The sequence below is a fragment of the Umezawaea sp. NPDC059074 genome, assembly GCF_042738955.1.
Taxonomy (GTDB): domain Bacteria; phylum Actinomycetota; class Actinomycetes; order Mycobacteriales; family Pseudonocardiaceae; genus Umezawaea.
On the sequence record NZ_JBHYHC010000150.1, the window covers coordinates 1 to 18168 of the forward strand.

Consider the following 18168-nt stretch of genomic DNA (forward strand, 5'->3'; position numbering starts at 1 on the left):
GCCCAGGTCTGATGACCTGGGCCTTCGTCGTGGAGCGGGTGACGGGAATCGAACCCGCCTCTACAGCTTGGGAACCCGATCAGCCAGTGCCGGTACTGGGCCTGACCTGCGTGGGCCCGACGTCATTGCTACCCGCTACCGACCCCTGTTGACCTGCGCTTAGTGCACGTACAGTGCATGCCAGTTTCGATGGCCGCGTTCACCCGTCGCCTGCGATCTTGGTCGGTGCCAGCCAGTCCAGGCGCGAGCGGACTACACCCGAGAGGCAGCCTTCTTGCCCTTGGGGCGCAGAGGTCTCCGCACGTCAAGCGCGGTGCTGCATAACGGTGTGTTAACTCAGGCCAAGCTCACCGCCGCATGGGCCCTAATCCAGGGGACTACATGAGATGATCGTATGTCATTACACCGCACGGTTCAGGCGAACACTGGACATCAACAGTAGGGACTGAGCAGCTCATGGCTGTGACTGCGCTGGAGCGGAGAACCCGATGGTCATGAATGGCCCAAGCGGTCCACCTTCGCCAGGCGCTGCCGTAAATACGTTGATCCGAATACGCCGAAAGTGCATTAAGTGGACCTTCTTTGCCGTCGCGCTCGGCTCTCTTTCTCTCATGGCCGAGGTTCTCATCCCATGGTTCGCGGGCGACCCGATGGAGTCAGTCAACCTCACATCTCGCGGGGAGCCTCTTTTGATCTCCCTTGCCTTGATAGCGGGCGGCACAGGTGAACTAATATTTGATAGAAGGAGCACAGGTCTAGTAGCTCTACCTGTTGGCGTAATGATGGCCATATCACTACTGGCTACCGTGCTAATCGCGATGTGCTATGGGGCTGTCAAGTATGCCAGTAGCGACCGCGTCACTGGCAGTCAGACAAAGATCCCCGAATTAGCAATAATTCGCATAGAGTCCATCTCATGGTGGATTCTAATTGCGGCCATTCTAATTTCCTTTGGCTGTGTCGTGCTCTCGGAATTGGAGCCATGATGGAATTTGCCGAGGTGGTGGCGATCGCTGTTGTAGCTCTTGGCGGAGGGGCGCTCGCAAATACCATCATTGCACTGCGTCGATGGCTAAGTCGGACGAAGGAAATGGCCGCCCAAAATTCGCACATACGGGTTCCGAGCGAAATGGAAAAAACTGACATTGCTGATGCGGAACCTGTAAAAATCAGGATCAGTTATAGTAAAGGTCAAATGGTGCATACAGTGGAAGTCTACGACATTGATATCGCGCTCAAGTTCATCAAAGATCTAGAAGATTTCAACCATCTGGCAATCGAATCCATCGCAAGGCCAAATAAAGAAAGCGGCAAAAATGCGGAAGACGATCCATCTTCTGGTAAGAATATTTAGTCATACCAACCCTGACGAGTAAGATTCAAGTGCATATAAATTCTAAATCTATGGATTGCGAGCACGCTCCCTGTCGCCACTCTGTCCGCCCTGTACCCAACCGTGGGGTTTCGCTTCATCTCGTCACTCCGACCGCGTGTCAACAGAGGCTCGTCCTCCCGCGCGAGCCTGAGCGCTGGGTCGGCTCCTTGGCGCGTGATTGCCCTAGTGGAGGTCGACAAGGGACAACTGGTTCACCGCTTGCCGCAGGCTCGACCACCTGCCGATATCCATCACTTCCCCCTTCGCGTCACTCGTCTCCTGACATGAGATTTACTGGGTAGGCACCCAAAGTGACCAATCAATTACAGCGCATTGATCGCTCGATCACGTGATGTTTTCCGCTGGGAAGATACGTAAGGATGAGCACCGAAGCCAAAATTGACCCGCGTCTGCAACGCCCCTGACGAACGACAAGTCAGTGTCATTGGTTCCCAAAAGTCTCGACCCTGAACTTTTGCCGATTGCTGAAGACGCGGATCGGATTCATGAGAGTGCGCTGTGGAGCAGTCAAGGCCAGTTTGAGCAGATGAAGTTATGGCGCACCATGAACATGATTCTTGGTGTACCGACGGCCGTCCTGGCAGCCGTCTCCGGCGGGACTGGCCTGGCCGAGACCGAGTCAAGATCGGTCTTGTACGCCCGCCTACGTTTCCGTGAGCGGGTTTATATTGATCGAGCTAACAACTACCAGGACGTTGGTCGCCCAGGTGTAACGCGACCAGGGATAGGCCATTCTAGGTCACGAATACTCATTCCATCTCTGTTACGGTCTCTCGGCATAGCTTTCGCCATGGCTGCACGCTGTTCTCGACTTACACCATAGAAAAGGCCTTCTTCTCGAATTAGATCTCCTCCCGTATCTTCGGGCATATTAGGTCGATCGGGCTGTGGCAAATGCAAACCGTCGGTGAGACTGTCTTCAGGATGCATGTAGATGTGACGCTTAGCGTGGATTACTAGCTCTTGGTTGATCCATCGGGCATACTTCGTCGTCCCTGCTTGCTCAAAGTCAGGAACAAACGCGTCTTGAATAGACAGTTTATGCCGTGGTTTGATCATCAAGGCTGCATATCTGCTCAACGGAGTGAGAAATGCGTCGGCAGTGAATATGCCAACTCCTTGATGCTCCGGATAATCTGGCCTGGTCGCCATGGCAACTGGATGATCTGTCGTGAGCAAGTGGCGTCGGTTAAACCGGAAAATAGTCCACTGGCTATCGTGTAGGTAGCGGCTCATACCATCATGAAGCCTTGTTACGAGATGGAGATGCCCCTTAGCGTCGGACTTGAAGTCCGGACCGCCAGGCTTCGTTATATCTCGCCACTCCCAGTCAAGCTCAGAGTCCGTCACAGAACGATGCTCTGCACGCTCAATAATTTCGCGCAGAGCCTGCTTACCCGACACTCCGACAATAAGGCGAATTATGAGAGCTTTTTGCTGATCACCGCCTGCGCGGACATTTTCTCCCCGAAGATGTTGAAGTGCTATCCACGACGATAAGGCTGCGCGCAATTCGCCTTGCAGAGGCCAAGTCCTGTCAAGCAGCAATCTAAGCGCTTCGGCAGCCGGAGTTTCAATCTCCCCGAAAGCCCTCTCAAACATATCTGACTCTGTGCCATCGGGAAGCGTGACCGTATAGAAGTCCTTGATGACGGTCGCATCCGATGTTGCTATTAGATGACTTCTATCGCCAGGGAGGAAAACGCGCCTCAGTTGCCCCATCTCGTTGGCAAATCCCTTTAGATAAAATTTTGACACAACGTGCTGCCGACGAATTCGCTTAGTCGTCACGTGGTACCTGTATTCGCTTTGCAGTCACAGAGTTTATCTAGTGAACCAGGCATGGAGAGTCGCGGTTGTGCCACTGTGCTACCAACCGTCCGGGCATGAGTGCGCTGCTGGGTGTGGCTAGCCCAGATTGCATCTCTCGCATTAGATCTTTAGCAAGATCTAATGCACGGAAAGGATGACACGGCTACCTCCTTACAGACCTTATTGCACAGAGTGTGTCGCTCAGGCAGGCATACGCGTTACTCTGTTCACCCAATCGGACGATGCCTCGTGCGGTACTTGTAGCTCTACGCTACGAGATAGAACGCCCGAACCGCGCTAATCATGGAGCGGTCACGAGGAGCTGCGAAATCTGCGTGTGCTCGGATCATCGCCACGAAGGAAACGGTAATCTTATATGCAACGTTCGAATAGCTGCGCCCTCACTCTATTACTAGATTACTAGTGAGCGACGTCTGGGTAGCTGGTGTAATATTAAAGTGCCAATCACCTGGGGGAACCGATGACCGATGATCAAATAAAGATTGTTGCCGCGGTTGCAGCTAGCTCAGCCGCTATAATTGTGGCCCTGACGACTCTCTTTTTTGGGCGTGTCTTTGCGGGCCGCGACCGACGTCGTCAGATGTATGGCGAATCTTTTCGAGCTGCTCTTGAGTGGGAAGAACTCCTCTATCGGGTGCGCCGACGAGATGACACCCCGGAAGCTTTACGGGCAATCCATGATCGTTTCCACGACCTCCAGGAACGACTGGTCTACTATGATGGCTGGATTGGCAGCGAGTCAAAGTACATGCGTCGGAGCTACCGCAAATTGGTGGACAAACAAAAGCACGCTACTCGCTCTCTGATTCAGGCAGCATGGGACAAGCCTGGAAAGCTAGGTAATGCAGACGCCGACGACGTTAATCCCCAAATAGCCGTATCAGCCAGCGCCGCTGATGACTTCCTCAGGGATGTCCGCAACCATCTCTCCTTGCAGCCCTGGCGCTGGGCTCTAGTTTTGATTAGAAACTGCGAAAGTTGAGCTAGATGAATATCCAAGATTATTTTAGCCGATTTGTTGAAGACATCTCCCTGGGCGTTAAGCAAGTAGGGAGGATCGAAAGTGCTTCGAGCACCCTGCTCAAATTTCTGCGCGAGCAGTATGGCTTAACTGTCTCCGAAGTCTTCCTTCAGGGATCATATGCGAATGGTACGGCGGTTAAGCCGGTCAAGGGTGGGGAATATGACGTAGACATTGTCTGCATAAGTGCAGGCGAAGCAGATACCGCAGAAGGCGCACTAAAGGACGTATACGGAAAGCTTGAGGCCAACGGCCGCTATGCGGGAAAGCTCAAGCTTAAGCAGCCGTGTGTTCGAATTGAATATGCCGATGACGAAATTGGCAGTTTTCATGTGGACGTCGTACCCGTAAGAGTATGCCAAAGCCCAGAGGCCCCACTTGACGCTCCTCGTCAGAATCAGGGTTGGCATCCTACTGCGCCCAATGAGTACACGGCATGGTGTGGCCAGCAAGGTCCTCGCTTTGTCGACTTGGTAAAGATGATCAAGCGGTGGCGCGATGAACATCAAGAGGTTCGAAGCGCTGTTAAATCCATCGTATTGCAGGTCTTGCTAGCTAGCCATATGCCCGCTCAAGCATCCAATGATGGTGAGCGTGCTTTCCTCACTCTTGAAAGCCTTGATGCAGAATTGAAGGACCTTACCAGTCCTCCGATCGTAGCTAATCCTGTCCTTCCTCGCGAGAATCTTGCAGGCCGCTGGACCAGAGAATCGTTCAAAGAGTTCAAGTCTGAACTGGCCTCAGCGGTCATAATTGCTTGTGCTGCAATCCAGGCGACCACCCTAGTCGAGTCGTGTGAGCGCTGGCGTGAACTGTTTGGCGAAGCTTTTCCGCTCGTGGAAAAACAGCAAGGACCATTCAAAGTTGCACTTGGCGACGCCTCTCACGCTAAATCTCCGGCCACGCGGGGGTGGTACGAGTCTCTCGATCCACGCTATTCGGTGAGCATTCAAGCTTGGGAAAAGCGGGGAAAAAGAGGGAAGGCGAGCTTGTACCCCGATGATGGACCACTACTTTTCCAGGGAAAGTATCTGCGTTTCAAGGCGACTCCCTACGGGCCAACGAGCGTGACTGTTCGGTGGCGCGTAACGAACACTGGGGCCCATGCAAGAGAACAGATGGGCTTGCGCGGTGACTTCTTTGAAGCGAAAGCTATCAACGGCAAGAAGTCTGTCGACCCAAGCGAGAATCATGAAAGCACCGCTTACACGGGAACCCACTTGGTTGAAGTATTTCTCTTGGTTGGAACGAGAGTAGTGGCCCGTAGTGCACCGTTCAGGGTGAACATTTTCAGTAAATCATTCTATTGGCGACCATAATTCTCTCTAATTTGCATCACGCGATCGCGCTAATTGCGAGCAGACGTTCGGCCGTATGGCGTAACTCTTCGCTTCGCTCGTCGTGAACGTTGCGTCCGCACTTAAGATCGAGAGTCGACGCACGGCTTCCAACGTTTCATCTCTGCAATTCCTAATCCATTCCAGAAGAATTAGTTTTGGATCTTCAGCGATTTTTTTTGAGGGAGCTAGCTGCGGTGGCACCTGAGTTCCACAGCGATAGTCCACCTGCGAGTGCTGCTGAGATGGTCGTGGTCAGGAACCAAGTCAACTGCTGCCCGGTCAAGCCATCGTCTGCCCCTGCCAGCACCTGAGCCGCTCCGGACAGCCCCAAGAGAAGTGCAGCGCAGACTGCGGTCTTGCGGCGGGACGACACGATCCGACTGTACCTCGCTGATGTTCTCAACTGAGGGCCTCGCGCCATCTCGTCGACCTGGCCCCGCCCCAACCGCGCGGGTCAAGGGGGCTCATCCATCCACACCGGTCACGTGCGCTGGGTCTGCCCCCTTGACGCGTGTGGTTGCCCTCGTGGAGGTCGACGAGATGGCGCGATCCCCGTCCCTATCGCCGAACGTGAGCTGTCTACGGCCTCGGCCATCTCGGAGACCTGCCGCGCGGCGAGCGCAGCCCTTGATCTTGTTTGCGGTCCCTGTGGGGTCGGTCGGCCGCTGCCCGTTCGGCCGGGTTAGGCCCTGCCTCCCCGTCGCCGGGCGCAGGTGGGTGCCCGCCAGGGCGGGCCCCGCCTGCTTGCCCGAGCGACACAGGGATGAGGCCGTGAAGACCCTGCCGGATGGGATCAGCAGAGTGCGGCCGAGCGGCCCCGCAGGGGCCGCCTTGATGAAGAAAAGAAACTCTGAACACACCTGCCAAAGGTTGTTCCATGGGCGTGCTGTGGCTAGGTGGCTGAGACGGCTTTCAAGGTCAGGTGCCACGGGTAGGTGTCCATGATCTTGCCGCCGTGTCGGGGAGGGTGTGGAACGAATCCGCCTTCGCCGAAGAGAACGGTGATGCCGGATTGGCGAAGCTCGTCGACGCTGCGGAGGAACGCGCGGTTCGCGGCGAGGGCGGTGTTGACGAACGGTAGGACGGCGATGCGGACTCCGAGTCCGGTCAACTCGGCGAGTTGTGTGAGTACGTAGGTGTCGGCGATGCCTGCGGCCCACTTGTTGATGGTGTTGTAGGTGGCCGGTGCCACGATCACCGCGTCTGCTGGGGGCAGGGCTGGTTGGCTTGGTCCTTGGTGTCCGGTTCGGACGGGGTTGCCGGTCAGTTTTTTGAGGGCGTCGAGGTCGAGGAAGTGTTGTGCTGCGGCGGGTGTGGCTACGCAGTGGACGGTCCAGCCTGCGTCGATCGCGAGGGTGATCATCACGTCGATGTGGTGGGCGGGTCCAGCTCCGCAGATCATCAGGTAGAGCACCTTGCTGCTCACGCGGGTACTCCTGCTCGTTCCGCCATCTGCTTGACCATGCGTCCCGGTTCCCCTGTGGTGTTCGCCAGCAGGAGGCGCAAGAGGCTGTGAGCCAGCGGGCGACAACGGACCTCTTGCGGTGCGGTGTGTTCCACCTGTGACAGCAGTCTGGCCGCATCGCGGTAGTCGCCGCACATGATCTTTGCCTCGGTGAGGTCGAGTAGGAAGCTTGCTCTCCGTTCCGGGGACAGTCCTGCGATGGCCTCGGGCGGGATGGTCTCGGCGTAGCGGAGGGAGGCTTGGGAGTCGTGCAGGCGGACTAAGGCCGCTACGCGGTGGACGGCGACGTTAGTGCGACCGAAGTAGGTGTGATGGGTGCGGTAGTGCCGCTGCATCTGTTCTGCGGCCTGTGAGGCCTGTTCGTGCATGGCGAGAGCCAGTGATGCGTTCTCTTGCTCGGCGGCGGTGATCGAGGCGGCGAGGAACAACATGCCCATGAGAGAAAGTAAGTGTTCCTCGTCGTTGGCGACCTCGGCGCGCATTCCGTCGGCCATCGTCTGCAACGCGGAAATCGCCTCAGATGGCTGCTGGACGCTGGTCATGGCGCGGGCCAGGCTGCGGGTTGCTCGGGCCAGCGACCAGGTGTCGTTGACGGCGAGTGCGGTGTGGATGGCTCGGTCCGCGGCTAGCCAGGCGATGTCGTTGCTTTCGAACTTGAGCAGCATCGAGGACGCCAGGCGGTAGGTCGTCACCAGGACTCGGTAGGCCTCGACGGCTTCGGACTGGGGCGCGGTGGACACGGCTCGTTGTGCGTCGCCGAGCAAGGTCGGGAGGTGTTGAGCCACGGTGGTGAAGTGGGAGGCGGTCCAGGCGTGGTCGAGGTAGTCGGCCTGGCGCTGGAGGTTGGCCAGCACGACAGGGGCTGCGGCTTGGCGGCCGAGTGCTGGGTAGCTGCCTAGGGCCGATCGGATGGCCAGGACTTCGGTCGGGTCGACGCAGGCGCTTGCGCGTTCGGCGGCCGGGGCGTCGGTGAGCACGGTGGGGTCGATGCCTAGTGCGTCGGCGACCAGTTCCAGCGTGGGTAGGCGGACCAGGTGGCGTTCGCCGGTTTCGATCTTGTCCAGCCACGAGGTTGAGCGGCCGACCATGTCGGCGAACTGCTTGCGGCCGATGTTGCGGCGTAGTCGCCAGTAGCGGACGCGCTTCCCGATCTCGTGTGCTGGGTCAGCCATACAAGGCTCCTGAATTTCGACCGGTTCGCCTCAGCACAGCGTAACTGGCGGACAGTCACACATTTTGTACAACGCGTAGCACTCAAGGCTTCCTAGGTTCTCTACCAGGCACTTGGCGTCGGGGAGCGACCAGTGCGGTGGGACTCCCTGCTCATCGCGCAACGTCTCCGGCGCTGAGTGCCGTCCATCTGTTCCGATGGCGACACCGTGAGGACCAGCGCCCGTGAAGCCCGAGACTGAGCCCGTCCGGCTCTCTGCCCCGCCCGAGTCCAGTGTCTACGGCTACCTCTTGGCCGAGGTGCCCGATGAGATTCAGATCGGGCTGTGGCGCAAGGAGATCGCTGCCTTCTGCGAAACGCGGGGCCACCGCTTGGCGCTCGTCTTCGTTGATCGCGGGATTCCGCATGAGCAGGTCGCCAGAATCGGGTTCACGGCGCTGCTCGACGCCTTGGCGCTGAGGGCCACTCAGGCAGTCGTCGTGCCGAGCCTTGATCACCTCTCCAGCAACAACCACGCCATCTCGGTCCTACGGCGGTCCATCCGGCGGACCGGTACGGACCTCGTCGTAATCGATGGGGAAGTCGATGACGTGAAGGTGGACGGCGCATGAGAATCGCTGCCTGTTTCAGCCACGGTAAGGGCGTTGAGTGATGGAGCGAGTGGAACGGATCTTCCTGGCTTCTCTCACTGAGGCCAATCAAGAAGTGCACCGGTACATCACGCGCGTGTTGGACGAGGGGACCACGCTCAGCGTCACCGAGTACACCCGGCCTCTGTCCGATGTTGAGCAGAACCTCGGCGCGCTCCTGTCGCGGTTGGGTCGTCTTCTCATCGAACGGTCCGAGGGGCGCGGTGGCTCTGTCGTGGACGCGACCGCGTACCAAAGCGCAGCGGCCGTACCGAAGGCTCTTGAGGTGCAGTGATGGGCACGCACAGGCAGCGTCGGCGCGCTCAACGTGCACCACCAAGTCCTCGGTCGGCACCTGCGAGCGTTGCGGGAGGCGCGGGACATCACGGGCCTCGACCTCGCGGAGCGGTACGGCATGTCGACCTCGTCGGTGTCCAAGATCGAGAAAGGCGCGCGGAGTCCCTCCCCCACGTTGCTCGGCTTCTACTGCGACGCGTTGGATGTCGACGCGCTCGATCTGCTGGCCCAGGTGGGGCTCACCTACCGCTTGCACCGGAATCCGTTCACCGCGCGGGAGCCGTCGCACATCTCGTTGTTGTTGGACGGCCTTGCCCTGTACGCCGGTGTTCCGGGTGTCCGGGCTCTCGATGATCCGGCTGACCTGGCGCTGCCGGGCGAGGTGAGCAGCGCGCCTGAGCAAGGCCTGGACGTTCCGGACAGGGAGGTTCGTCAGGTCAGGGAGCAGGCGGCGGAGGTTCTGGCGGCCAAGGGGCTCGCGGCCTTGGAACTCGCTGCCGAGTGCCGTGCTGCTCGGTGGCGACGGGCTTCCAGAGCGAGGGGTGCCAGCACCGCGAGCAAGCTGCGTGCCAACGCCAGGTTCGTCGAGTGGTCTCGGATCGCGGCGTCATGCTTGCGTTGATCATCCTGGCCAGCGTGGCTTGCGTCGTCGTGTGGACGTGGGTGATCGGCGACATTTACGGCTGGTGGGGGCCCTGACGTTGGTCACTTAGCAGGCCTGCCCTGCCTCCCCTAGCCTTGCCAGCGTGGCGACCACGGACACCAGCGGCCGGTTCGACTCAACTTCGGCGGTGGCCGTTCTCGGGTCGGCGTGCGCTGCGGCTGGGTTGGAGTCCGAGGACGCCGAGCTGCTGCGGCTGGGTGAGAACGCGATATTCCGCCTGCGGGATTCGGCCTGCGTGGTGCGCATCGGCCGGAACATGAGCCACTGGGCGGACGCGGCGAAAGAGGTCGCGGTTTCCGGGTGGCTCGCGGGCCATGGGTATCCGGCCGCGAAGGTTCTTGGGCTGTCGACGGCCGGTACGCCGATTCGGCGGAGGACTGCGCCGAGTTGATCTCGTTGTTCCGGGACAACATGGAGCGCAAGCAGCGCCGGTTGCAACGCGCCGGAGTGCGGTCCGTGCCGGTCTCGCGGGAGCACCCGTTGGACTGGTTGATCATCGACGAGATCGGGTCGTTGATGGCCTACCGGCCCGACTTCGCCCACGAGATCACCGCCGCCTGCTCCGTCATCACCTCGATGGGCCGCGCCACCAACGACGTCCTCGACGCCTACGTGCAGGAGCCGTCCAAGGACGTCGTCCCCATCCGGGACCTGATCCCGCACCGGGTGTGCCTACGAGTGACCTCGGAGCGGCACCCGGACATGGTCCTGGGCGACGGGGCTCGGGAGCGCGGCGCGATCGCCGACCAGATCCCGGCCGACGAGTCGACCGCCGGGATCGGGTTCCGGGTTGATTCCCGCTCCCGCAACCCCAAGCGCGTCCGCGCGGCCTTCACCACGGATGCGGACATCACCGAACTCGTCGAGTTCGTCAAAGCCGGTCCCAGCGACTCCGCGGCCGGTTCGGGCCTGCGCGTCGTCGCCTGACCTCCCCACTACTTCGCCTCACTTCTGGAGGTTTCCTATGTCTGCCAACGATTCCCCGCGTTCGCTCGATCGGATCATGCGGGCGGTGCGATCCATAATGCGGTCCAAGGGGCTGCCGCGTCCGGACCGGTTGGTGATCTCGACACGGTCCCGCTCGGTGCACATGGAGTTCACCAGCGGGACCGCCCCCGACCGCTTGGCGGCGCTGCTGCTGTGGTCGACCACCCTGGACGGCGTCTCCCTGGCCTGGACCCACCAACCGCGTCACGAGGTGTCGGTAGCCGCGACCGGACGTACCGCCGCCGGGATTTGCTTCGGCCTCGCGGCCTCGGCCACCGTCGCCGACTTGGACGGTCACCCCGGCGTGGATCGGGACAAGCCCGTGGTGGTGTTGGCCGGGGTGTTCCGGCTCGCGCCCTGCGTCGCCGAGTCCGTCACCTACGAAGAAGTCGCCCGCCTGGTCCACCTGGGCCGGTCGGTGCTGGCCCGTCGCTCCGTTGCTGCGGGGGTGGCCGCGTGAACGCCCACGATCAGGCCAGCTACGCGGGGTACCGGGCGTTGATGCTCGTGCTGTTCGGCCGCTCCGGACAACCTCCGGCCTGGCGTTCTCAAGCCGCGTGCGCGGGCCAGGACACTGAAGAGTTCTTCGACCCGAAACGGATCGAGGCGGTCAAGGACGTGTGCGCGGGCTGTCCGGTGCTCGCCGAGTGCCGCGCCGACCAACTCGGGTGGGAGGCCAGCGGTCAGGGGTCCCGCCGCTACTACGCCTCCGGGATGGTGGCGGGGCTGTCCGGGCCGGAGCGCAAGCGCCTCCACTACCCGCGCACGGCTGACCGCACGAACGTGGCCTGAACAGTGTTCGGCAAACCCAAGCAGCACAACGACAATCAACCCGGCGAGACACGGTCGGTACGCAAGCTGCGGGCCAAGTTGGACGAGTCGCACCAACTCCACCAACTCACCGGGGACCCGCAACTCAACGCCGTGCGGGTCGACCGGTTCCGCGCCTCGGTGACCCGGTGCATGTGGGCCTTCCTCGCGGCGGGGCTCGGGTTCACCACCACCGGTGTCCACGACTTCCTCGCCGGACACCTCACGCCCGCTGACCCGATGTGGTGGGGCGCGTGGCTGGTCGAACCCGCGTTGGCGGGGATCCTGATCACGCTCTTGCGGTGGGAAGCGGAGATGATCTCGCGCGGCATCTCCGCCGCTCACCAGACCGTGACCCGGCTCAAAAGGGTCCTGCTCGGCGCGACGCTGGTCACCAACGTGTGGTCTTCCGTCCGGCCGCCCTCGGGGCCGATCAATCACGGGATGGTGTTCCTGCACGTGGTAATCCCGCTGGTGGTCTACCTCATCGCCGAAGTCATGCCAATCATCCAGCAACGCTGCACGGCAGCACGGGACCAGGCGCTCAACGCCGTACCAACGCAGGCCGCTGACCAGCAACGACCCGAGGTGCCCGAGCCGAAGTCCGCGGTGAGCGCCCCGATTCGGCTGCGGCTTCCGGCGCCCATGATCGAGGCCCTGCGCGTCAAGCGGGACCAGGTCGACGCGCTCGGCCGTGAGCTGACCGCCCAAGACGTGCAGGACGCCGTCAAGGTCGCCCCCGACTACGCCGCGCGCATCGTCCGGGAACTCGCCACCACCTGAACCACCCCACTCATCAGGGGCATGTGACCAACGCATCGGTCATGCCCCTGTGCGTTGCGCCCCAACGAAAGGAGGTCACCACATGCTGACTTTGGAAGACCGCATCCACGCTCGGCTCAAAGCCCCCGACTACCGCGAATGGCGCGACAAGGTCACCGCCATCGGCGGCTGTGCCGCACCGATCCGGCTGTTCGGGGCGTGGCAGCTCCACGACACCACCACCGGCTCGGTGATGGCGCACCTCGGCGGGGAGGTGTTCATCCCGTGCGGCAACCGGCGTCAGAGCGTCTGCCCCACCTGTTCTGACCGCTACGCCGCCGACGCTTTCCACCTCATGCACGCAGGCCTGTCCGGCGGCTCCAAAGGCGTCCCCCTCACCGTCGCGGAGAAGCCTCGGGTCTTCGCCACGTTGACGGCTCCGTCATTCGGGTCGGTGCACAACCGGCGGACACATCCCAAGAGCGGCAAGGTCATCCCCTGCGCCTGCGGGGACTACCACCACCCCGATGACCCACGTATCGGCGGGCCACTCGTCCCGGAGACGTATGACTACGTCGGCGCGGTCCTGTGGCAAGCACACGCGGGCAAGCTTTGGCACCGGTTCACCATCGCCCTGAGGCGTGCCCTGGCGAACGCGGCGGGGCTGACGGTCCGGGAGTTCAAGGACCACGCTCGGGTCTCCTACGCCAAGGTCGCCGAGTACCAACGGCGCGGCCTGGTCCACTTCCACGCCGTCATCCGCGTGGACGGGCCGGACGGCCCCCGCGACTCCACGCCCCGGTGGGCGACTACGGAGCTGCTCGACCATTGCGTGAAGTCCGCGGCTGCCTCCGTGCTGCTGGAGACGGCACGGCCTGACGGCCTGGTGCTCCCGCTGGTCTGGGGCAACCAGGTCGACGTCCGCCCCATTCGCCCCACCTCCGCACACGAGGTCGAGGACGACTCCGGCGCGATCAGCGAACACAAGCTGGCTGGCTACGTCGCCAAGTACGCCACCAAGGGCACCGGCAAGACCGAAGCCGCCGACCGGCCGATCCGCTCCCAACTGGAGATCGACTACCTGCGCGTCTCCGAACACCACCGGGCCATGATCCAAACCACCTGGGACCTCGGCGACCTCCCATTTTACGAGGAACTGAACCTCAAGCGGTGGACGCACATGCTCGGGTTCCGCGGCCACTTCCTGACCAAGTCCAAGCACTACTCGACCACCTTCCAGGCCATCCGTGGTGAGCGCCGTGCCTTCCGCGCGCAAGAGACCCTCGACCGCCTCGGCCTGGAAGCGGACTCGGTGGTGGTCGTCAACGACTGGGCCTACTCGGGCTCTGGATACGACAACGACGCCGAACGCGAACTGGCTTCAGCCGTCGCCGATCGGCTCCGCGAACAACGACGTCGCAAGTACGAAAGGGAGGTGGCGGCATGACCGCTGCACAAGCACGTGAGCACTTCTCGGTGGACGAAGCCGCCGACTACCTCAGCACCACCGTTCGATTCATCCGGCGCTTGGTCGCCGATCGTCGGGTCACGTTTTACAAGGTCGGGAAGTACGTCCGGTTCAAGCGGGTCGACCTCGACGCGTTCGTTCAGGCCGGTCGGGTGGACGCGATCACGCCTGACTCGGTTCGCCGTGACCTGTGGAAGGCGGCCTGATGGCGGGCAAGAAGAGCGGACGTCGTCGGTTCGGCCTGGTGCGCAAGTTGCCGTCTGGACGTTTCCAAGCGATGTACACCGGGCCAGACGGGAAGCGGCATCCGGCACCGGAGACGTTCGCTACCGAGCGGGACGCGGACCGGTGGTTGGTCCATGTCGAGAGCGCCATTGCTCGCCGTGAGTGGACTGATCCGGAGCGGGCGAAGATCAGGCTTCAGGACTACGCGGAAGCGTGGATCTCCGAGCGGCCGAAGCTGCGTCCGCGCACGGTCCAGCTCTACGGCTGGTTGCTGGGGAAGTACGTCACGCCTCATCTTGGCAATGTCCAGGTCGGCAACCTCGATACCCCGATGATCCGCAAGTGGCGTGCTGACCTGCTTCGAGCGGGAGTCTCGGAGACGATGGCGGCGAAGGCTTACCGGCTTCTCCGTGCAGTGCTGATGACCGCGACCAATGAGGACCGGATCATTCCTCGGAATCCGTGCCAGGTGGCGGGGGCTGGTGCTGAAAGCCCGGATGAGCGGCCGGTGCTGACCGTTTCCCAGGTCTTCGACCTGGCCTCTCGGATGTCCGAGCCTCGCTATCGGACGTTTGTGCTGCTCGCCGCGTTCTGCACGCTGCGGTGGGGCGAGATCACCGGACTTCGGCGAATGGACATCGCGCCTGATGGGAGTTGGGTTCAGGTCGCCGGGGCGTTCGTCGAACTGCCTGGTCGTGGGCTGGTCTGGGGACCGCCGAAATCGCGGGCGGGACGGCGGAAGGTGACAGTTCCGGTCAGGATTCGTGCCGACCTCCTCGCGCACCTGGAGGAGTTCACCCAGTCGGGGGCGGATGCCTGGGTGTTCACGGGCAAGCGCGGCAATCCGCTTCGGCGGGGCGACTTCAACCCGAGGACAGGGTGGAAGAAGGCGGTAGCTGCGGTCGGTGTTCCGCATCTGCACTTCCACGACCTGCGGCACACGGGCAACACGCTCGCCGCGCGGACCAAGGCCAGCACCAAAGATCTGATGGCGCGAATGGGGCACGACAGTCCGAGGGCGGCGTTGATCTACCAGCACGCGACCAGCGAGGCGGACAGGGAGATGGCGGCCGGGCTGGACGGGTTGATTGCCAGGGAGCGTGTGCCTGGGGGAGAGGAGGCCAACAAAGTCGCAGCGTGGCGGGCGCTGACCGAGGAGCAGCGGGAAGCGATTCGGCGACTCGCGGTAGCCATGCCCGAGAGGTTCGGGCCACTCGTGGTGGATGACGACGAGGGTGAGGCTGGGGCACTGGTCCCGGCTGGCTAGCGCACGTGGATTGCTTAATCACAGGCTCCGGTCAACCTCTGCATCTGGGCAAACCTTGTGGATGCCACGGTCAGACGCATTGCATATGCGCATTGCATATGATCTTCAGAGAATTTTTTGAAGAGCCTTGACCTGCGGGTTTGAGAAGTCTGCAAGCGAGAGTGCGCCTACCACGGCTGCTGATCCGACAGTGGTAAAGAACCACGCAATCTGCGGCCCGGTCAGTGCATCATCGGCCCCGGCCAACACCTGAGCCGCGCTAGATACGCCCATGAAGACGGCTGCACCTACTGCGGCTTTGCGGCGAGACAACACGCGCCAAATGTACCCGAGTTCGCTCGGTTTCATCTGAGGTGCAGGCCGCTTGCGCTGGACGAAGAGGCGGGAGGATCCCTGCTCCCGGCAGGTTGGTGCACGTGGAGTGCACGGCGCGGTTCTACCCACGGCATGACGAAGGCCCAGGGGAACCGGTTCACGGCTCTTACCTGGGCCTTCGTCGTGGAGCGGGTGACGGGAATCGAACCCGCCTCTACAGCTTGGGAAGCTGTCGTTCTACCAATGAACTACACCCGCGTTGTGCTGCGGGACCGATCATACACAGGGTGGGGTTGGGGGGTGGTGGGGTCCCGTTACTCTGTGGCTCGTGTTGCTGAGCGATCGTGAACTGCGCAAAGAGGTCGAGTCCGGGCGGCTGGTCCTGGAGCCGTTCGACGGGGAGATGGTGCAGCCGTCGAGCATCGACGTGCGGCTTGACCGGTTCTTCCGGGTTTTCAACAACACCAAGTGCACGCACATCGACCCGCGGCAGCAGCAGGACGACCTGACGTCGTTGGTCGAGGCCGAAGCCGATGAGCCGTTCGTGCTGCACCCCGGTGAGTTCGTGCTGGGGTCGACGTTCGAGAAGGTGACGCTGCCGGACGACCTCGCCGGGCGGTTGGAGGGCAAGTCGTCGTTGGGGCGGCTGGGGCTGTTGACGCACTCCACGGCGGGGTTCATCGACCCCGGCTTCTCCGGGCACATCACGCTCGAGCTGTCGAACGTGGCGAACCTGCCCATCACGTTGTGGCCCGGCATGAAGATCGGGCAGCTGTGCCTGTTCCAGCTGAGCAGCGCGGCCGAGTTCCCGTACGGGTCGAAGCAGGCCGGGTCGCGGTACCAGGGGCAGCGCGGGCCCACGCCGTCGCGCGCCTACCTGAACTTCCACCGGACCGACACGAACCGCTAGAGGTTGAAGCCGTAGCGGGACAGGACGCGTTCGCGCATCGCCGGGTCGTTGCGGGGGACGGGTTCGAGGAAGATCTCGTCGAGGTCGGGGAACTCCTTGCGGAGTTCGCCGTCGATGCGGACGCACGCGCGTTCCAGGTCGGCGGCGCCCAGTGCGTCGTCGAAGTCCAAGCGGGCGCACAGCAGGACGCGGTCGGTGCCGGTCAACATGCTGAGCAGGTCGACCACGGCCTCGACCTCGGGGGCCTGGCGGAGGCGTTCGCCGATCGCCCGGACCATCACCGGGTCAGCTTGGCGGCCGATCAGCAGGTCGCGGTTGGTGCGGGCCAACGAATACGCCACGGCCACCAGCAGCACGCCGATCATCAGCGACGCGACACCGTCCCACACCGACGAGCCGGTGACCTGGTGCAGGCCGACACCGGCGAACGCGATGACGAGGCCGGTCAACGCCGCCGAGTCCTCCAGGAACACGGTCTTCACCGTCGGGTCGTCCGACATGCGCAGGTACTCGACGATCGACCGGTTCTCGGCCTTCGACTCGCGGCGGACCTGGCGCATCGCCTGCGTCCACGACACGGACTCCATCAGGAACGCCAACGCCAGCACGATGTAGCCGACCAGCGGCCGCGTCTGCTCCTCGGCCTCGCCGAACACGGTCCGGAAGCCCTCGTAGAACGCGAACATCGCGCCCGACGCGAAGATCGACACGGCGGCGAGCAGCGACCAGAAGTACCGCTCCTTGCCGTAGCCGAAGGGGTGCTTGCGGTCGGCGGGCTTGTCCGACCGGCGCAACGCGGTCAGCAGCAGCGCCTCGGTGAACGTGTCCGCCACCGAGTGCGCGGCCTCCGACAGGATCGCCGACGACCCGGTGATGACGCCCGCCACCGCTTTCATCACCGCGATGGCCAGGTTCACGGCCAGCGCGAGCACCACCGTGAGCGTGCTCTCGCCGCCCTGACCCGCCTCTTCCTCAGCCATGCCGCAAACCCTATTGCGGCCCGCCCGCCGCCGCCGTCTGGTCCCTCCGGGTGGGATGACCCCTTGACGTCCTTTGTGGACGTGGACCGCCCTCGGCCGCCGGGGACTTGACCTCCACGGTTAGCCTTCGCCATGGGATTTTTGGTGCAGGTGCTGTTGACGGCGGTCGCGGTGTGGGTGTCCACCGTGATCCCCGGCATCGATCTGGGCGAGGCGTCCACCCCGGCGAAGATCGGCACGCTGGTGCTGGTCGCCCTCGTCTTCGGCTTGATCAACGCGATCATCAAACCGGTGGTGAAACTCCTCGGCTGCGTCTTCTACCTGCTCACGCTGGGCCTCTTCGGCCTGGTCGTGAACGGCCTGCTGTTCTGGCTGGCGGGGTACATCTCCGAACAGGTCGGCCTCCCGTTCGAGGTCACGGGCTTCTGGCCGGCGTTCTGGGGCGCGATCATCGTCGCCATCACGGGCTGGGTGCTGAACATCGTGTACGAGAAGGTCACCGACAACGACTGACCACCTGGTCGTGGGGGGGGGGGGGGGGCCCCCCCCCCCCCCCAACCCCCCCCGGGGGGGCGCCCCTAGCGACAACCAACACACAAACAGGACGGGAGGCGGGGGTTGATCGGAG

Annotated in this window: 22 protein-coding genes and 1 tRNA gene; 17 read left to right on the forward strand and 6 right to left on the reverse strand. The window is 62.3% G+C overall.

Annotated features, from left to right (window positions below):
• Positions 1–611: 611 nt before the first annotated feature.
• Together ACFWW9_RS39565 and ACFWW9_RS39570 are read left to right on the forward strand one after the other, a co-directional pair.
• Positions 612–986 (forward strand): hypothetical protein, encoded by a 375-nt coding sequence (locus ACFWW9_RS39565; protein ID WP_390387734.1) that lies wholly within the window; start codon positions 612–614, stop codon positions 984–986.
• Positions 986–1354 (forward strand): hypothetical protein, encoded by a 369-nt coding sequence (locus tag ACFWW9_RS39570; protein WP_390387735.1) that lies wholly within the window; start codon positions 986–988, stop codon positions 1352–1354. Before ACFWW9_RS39565 ends, ACFWW9_RS39570 begins: the two co-directional genes overlap by 1 nt.
• Before the next feature lie 726 nt (positions 1355–2080).
• Here the strand turns inward: ACFWW9_RS39570 and ACFWW9_RS39575 are convergent.
• A complete protein-coding gene (locus ACFWW9_RS39575; RefSeq protein ID WP_390387736.1) occupies positions 2081–3187 on the reverse strand; it encodes a DUF4238 domain-containing protein in 1107 nt (368 codons plus the stop codon).
• Between the two features lie 502 nt (positions 3188–3689).
• Here ACFWW9_RS39575 and ACFWW9_RS39580 point away from each other — a divergent pair.
• Together ACFWW9_RS39580 and ACFWW9_RS39585 are read left to right on the forward strand one after the other, a co-directional pair.
• Positions 3690–4211, forward strand: a complete 522-nt coding sequence (locus ACFWW9_RS39580; protein WP_390387737.1) for a hypothetical protein — start codon at positions 3690–3692, stop codon at positions 4209–4211.
• A 5-nt stretch (positions 4212–4216) separates the two neighbouring features.
• Positions 4217–5569 (forward strand): cyclic GMP-AMP synthase DncV-like nucleotidyltransferase, encoded by a 1353-nt coding sequence (locus ACFWW9_RS39585; protein WP_390387738.1) that lies wholly within the window; start codon positions 4217–4219, stop codon positions 5567–5569.
• Positions 5570–6482: 913 nt separating this feature from the next.
• On the opposite strand, the gene ACFWW9_RS39590 is transcribed toward ACFWW9_RS39585, so the two are convergent.
• Both ACFWW9_RS39590 and ACFWW9_RS39595 read right to left on the reverse strand, forming a co-directional pair.
• Positions 6483–7016: a flavoprotein gene (locus ACFWW9_RS39590; RefSeq protein WP_390387739.1), complete on the reverse strand. Its 534-nt coding sequence runs from the start codon at positions 7014–7016 to the stop codon at positions 6483–6485.
• Positions 7013–8227 carry a helix-turn-helix domain-containing protein gene (locus ACFWW9_RS39595; protein ID WP_390387740.1) on the reverse strand — a complete coding sequence of 405 codons (1215 nt, stop codon included), beginning with the start codon at positions 8225–8227 and terminating at the stop codon, positions 7013–7015. The genes ACFWW9_RS39590 and ACFWW9_RS39595 overlap by 4 nt, the downstream gene beginning before the upstream one ends.
• A gap of 223 nt (positions 8228–8450) precedes the next feature.
• On the opposite strand from ACFWW9_RS39595, the gene ACFWW9_RS39600 reads away from it, so the two are divergent.
• The 11 genes from ACFWW9_RS39600 (at position 8451) to ACFWW9_RS39650 (ending at position 15335) form a co-directional block, all read left to right on the forward strand.
• Positions 8451–8837: a recombinase family protein gene (locus ACFWW9_RS39600; RefSeq protein ID WP_390387741.1), complete on the forward strand. Its 387-nt coding sequence runs from the start codon at positions 8451–8453 to the stop codon at positions 8835–8837.
• A gap of 49 nt (positions 8838–8886) precedes the next feature.
• Positions 8887–9150 (forward strand): hypothetical protein, encoded by a 264-nt coding sequence (locus tag ACFWW9_RS39605; protein WP_390387742.1) that lies wholly within the window; start codon positions 8887–8889, stop codon positions 9148–9150.
• A gap of 33 nt (positions 9151–9183) precedes the next feature.
• On the forward strand, positions 9184–9774 hold the full coding sequence (locus ACFWW9_RS39610) for a helix-turn-helix domain-containing protein (protein WP_390387743.1): 591 nt from the start codon (positions 9184–9186) through the stop codon (positions 9772–9774).
• Between the two features lie 124 nt (positions 9775–9898).
• Entirely contained in the window at positions 9899–10207 is a 309-nt protein-coding gene (locus ACFWW9_RS39615; RefSeq protein ID WP_390387744.1) for a hypothetical protein, read from the forward strand.
• A complete protein-coding gene (locus ACFWW9_RS39620) occupies positions 10204–10743 on the forward strand; it encodes a hypothetical protein (protein ID WP_390387745.1) in 540 nt (179 codons plus the stop codon). The genes ACFWW9_RS39615 and ACFWW9_RS39620 overlap by 4 nt, the downstream gene beginning before the upstream one ends.
• 133 nt (positions 10744–10876) lie before the next feature.
• Positions 10877–11263: a hypothetical protein gene (locus tag ACFWW9_RS39625; protein WP_390387746.1), complete on the forward strand. Its 387-nt coding sequence runs from the start codon at positions 10877–10879 to the stop codon at positions 11261–11263.
• Positions 11260–11595 (forward strand): WhiB family transcriptional regulator, encoded by a 336-nt coding sequence (locus ACFWW9_RS39630; RefSeq protein ID WP_390387747.1) that lies wholly within the window; start codon positions 11260–11262, stop codon positions 11593–11595. Before ACFWW9_RS39625 ends, ACFWW9_RS39630 begins: the two co-directional genes overlap by 4 nt.
• 78 nt (positions 11596–11673) lie before the next feature.
• A complete protein-coding gene (locus tag ACFWW9_RS39635) occupies positions 11674–12396 on the forward strand; it encodes a hypothetical protein (protein WP_390387748.1) in 723 nt (240 codons plus the stop codon).
• Between the two features lie 82 nt (positions 12397–12478).
• Positions 12479–13822 carry a replication initiator gene (locus ACFWW9_RS39640; RefSeq protein WP_390387749.1) on the forward strand — a complete coding sequence of 448 codons (1344 nt, stop codon included), beginning with the start codon at positions 12479–12481 and terminating at the stop codon, positions 13820–13822.
• Entirely contained in the window at positions 13819–14049 is a 231-nt protein-coding gene (locus ACFWW9_RS39645; protein ID WP_390387750.1) for an excisionase family DNA-binding protein, read from the forward strand. Before ACFWW9_RS39640 ends, ACFWW9_RS39645 begins: the two co-directional genes overlap by 4 nt.
• The gene (locus ACFWW9_RS39650) at positions 14049–15335 is read left to right on the forward strand and encodes a tyrosine-type recombinase/integrase (RefSeq protein ID WP_390387751.1); all 1287 of its coding nucleotides are present in this window, start codon (positions 14049–14051) and stop codon (positions 15333–15335) included. The genes ACFWW9_RS39645 and ACFWW9_RS39650 overlap by 1 nt, the downstream gene beginning before the upstream one ends.
• Before the next feature lie 105 nt (positions 15336–15440).
• Here ACFWW9_RS39650 and ACFWW9_RS39655 read toward each other — a convergent pair whose 3' ends face one another.
• Complete coding sequence (locus ACFWW9_RS39655) at positions 15441–15650, reverse strand: hypothetical protein (protein WP_390387752.1); 210 nt, start codon at positions 15648–15650, stop codon at positions 15441–15443.
• A gap of 184 nt (positions 15651–15834) precedes the next feature.
• A tRNA-Gly gene (locus ACFWW9_RS39660) sits at positions 15835–15908 on the reverse strand.
• Between the two features lie 70 nt (positions 15909–15978).
• On the opposite strand from ACFWW9_RS39660, the gene dcd reads away from it, so the two are divergent.
• Positions 15979–16560: a dCTP deaminase gene (gene dcd / locus ACFWW9_RS39665; RefSeq protein ID WP_390387754.1), complete on the forward strand. Its 582-nt coding sequence runs from the start codon at positions 15979–15981 to the stop codon at positions 16558–16560.
• Here dcd and ACFWW9_RS39670 read toward each other — a convergent pair.
• Positions 16557–17540, reverse strand: coding sequence for a cation diffusion facilitator family transporter (locus ACFWW9_RS39670; RefSeq protein WP_390387756.1), 984 nt, complete (start codon positions 17538–17540; stop codon positions 16557–16559). The two genes, dcd and ACFWW9_RS39670, sit on opposite strands and share 4 nt — an antisense overlap.
• 132 nt (positions 17541–17672) lie before the next feature.
• Here ACFWW9_RS39670 and ACFWW9_RS39675 point away from each other — a divergent pair, with 132 nt between their 5' ends.
• Complete coding sequence (locus ACFWW9_RS39675; RefSeq protein ID WP_390387757.1) at positions 17673–18053, forward strand: phage holin family protein; 381 nt, start codon at positions 17673–17675, stop codon at positions 18051–18053.
• Positions 18054–18168 lie beyond the last annotated feature (115 nt).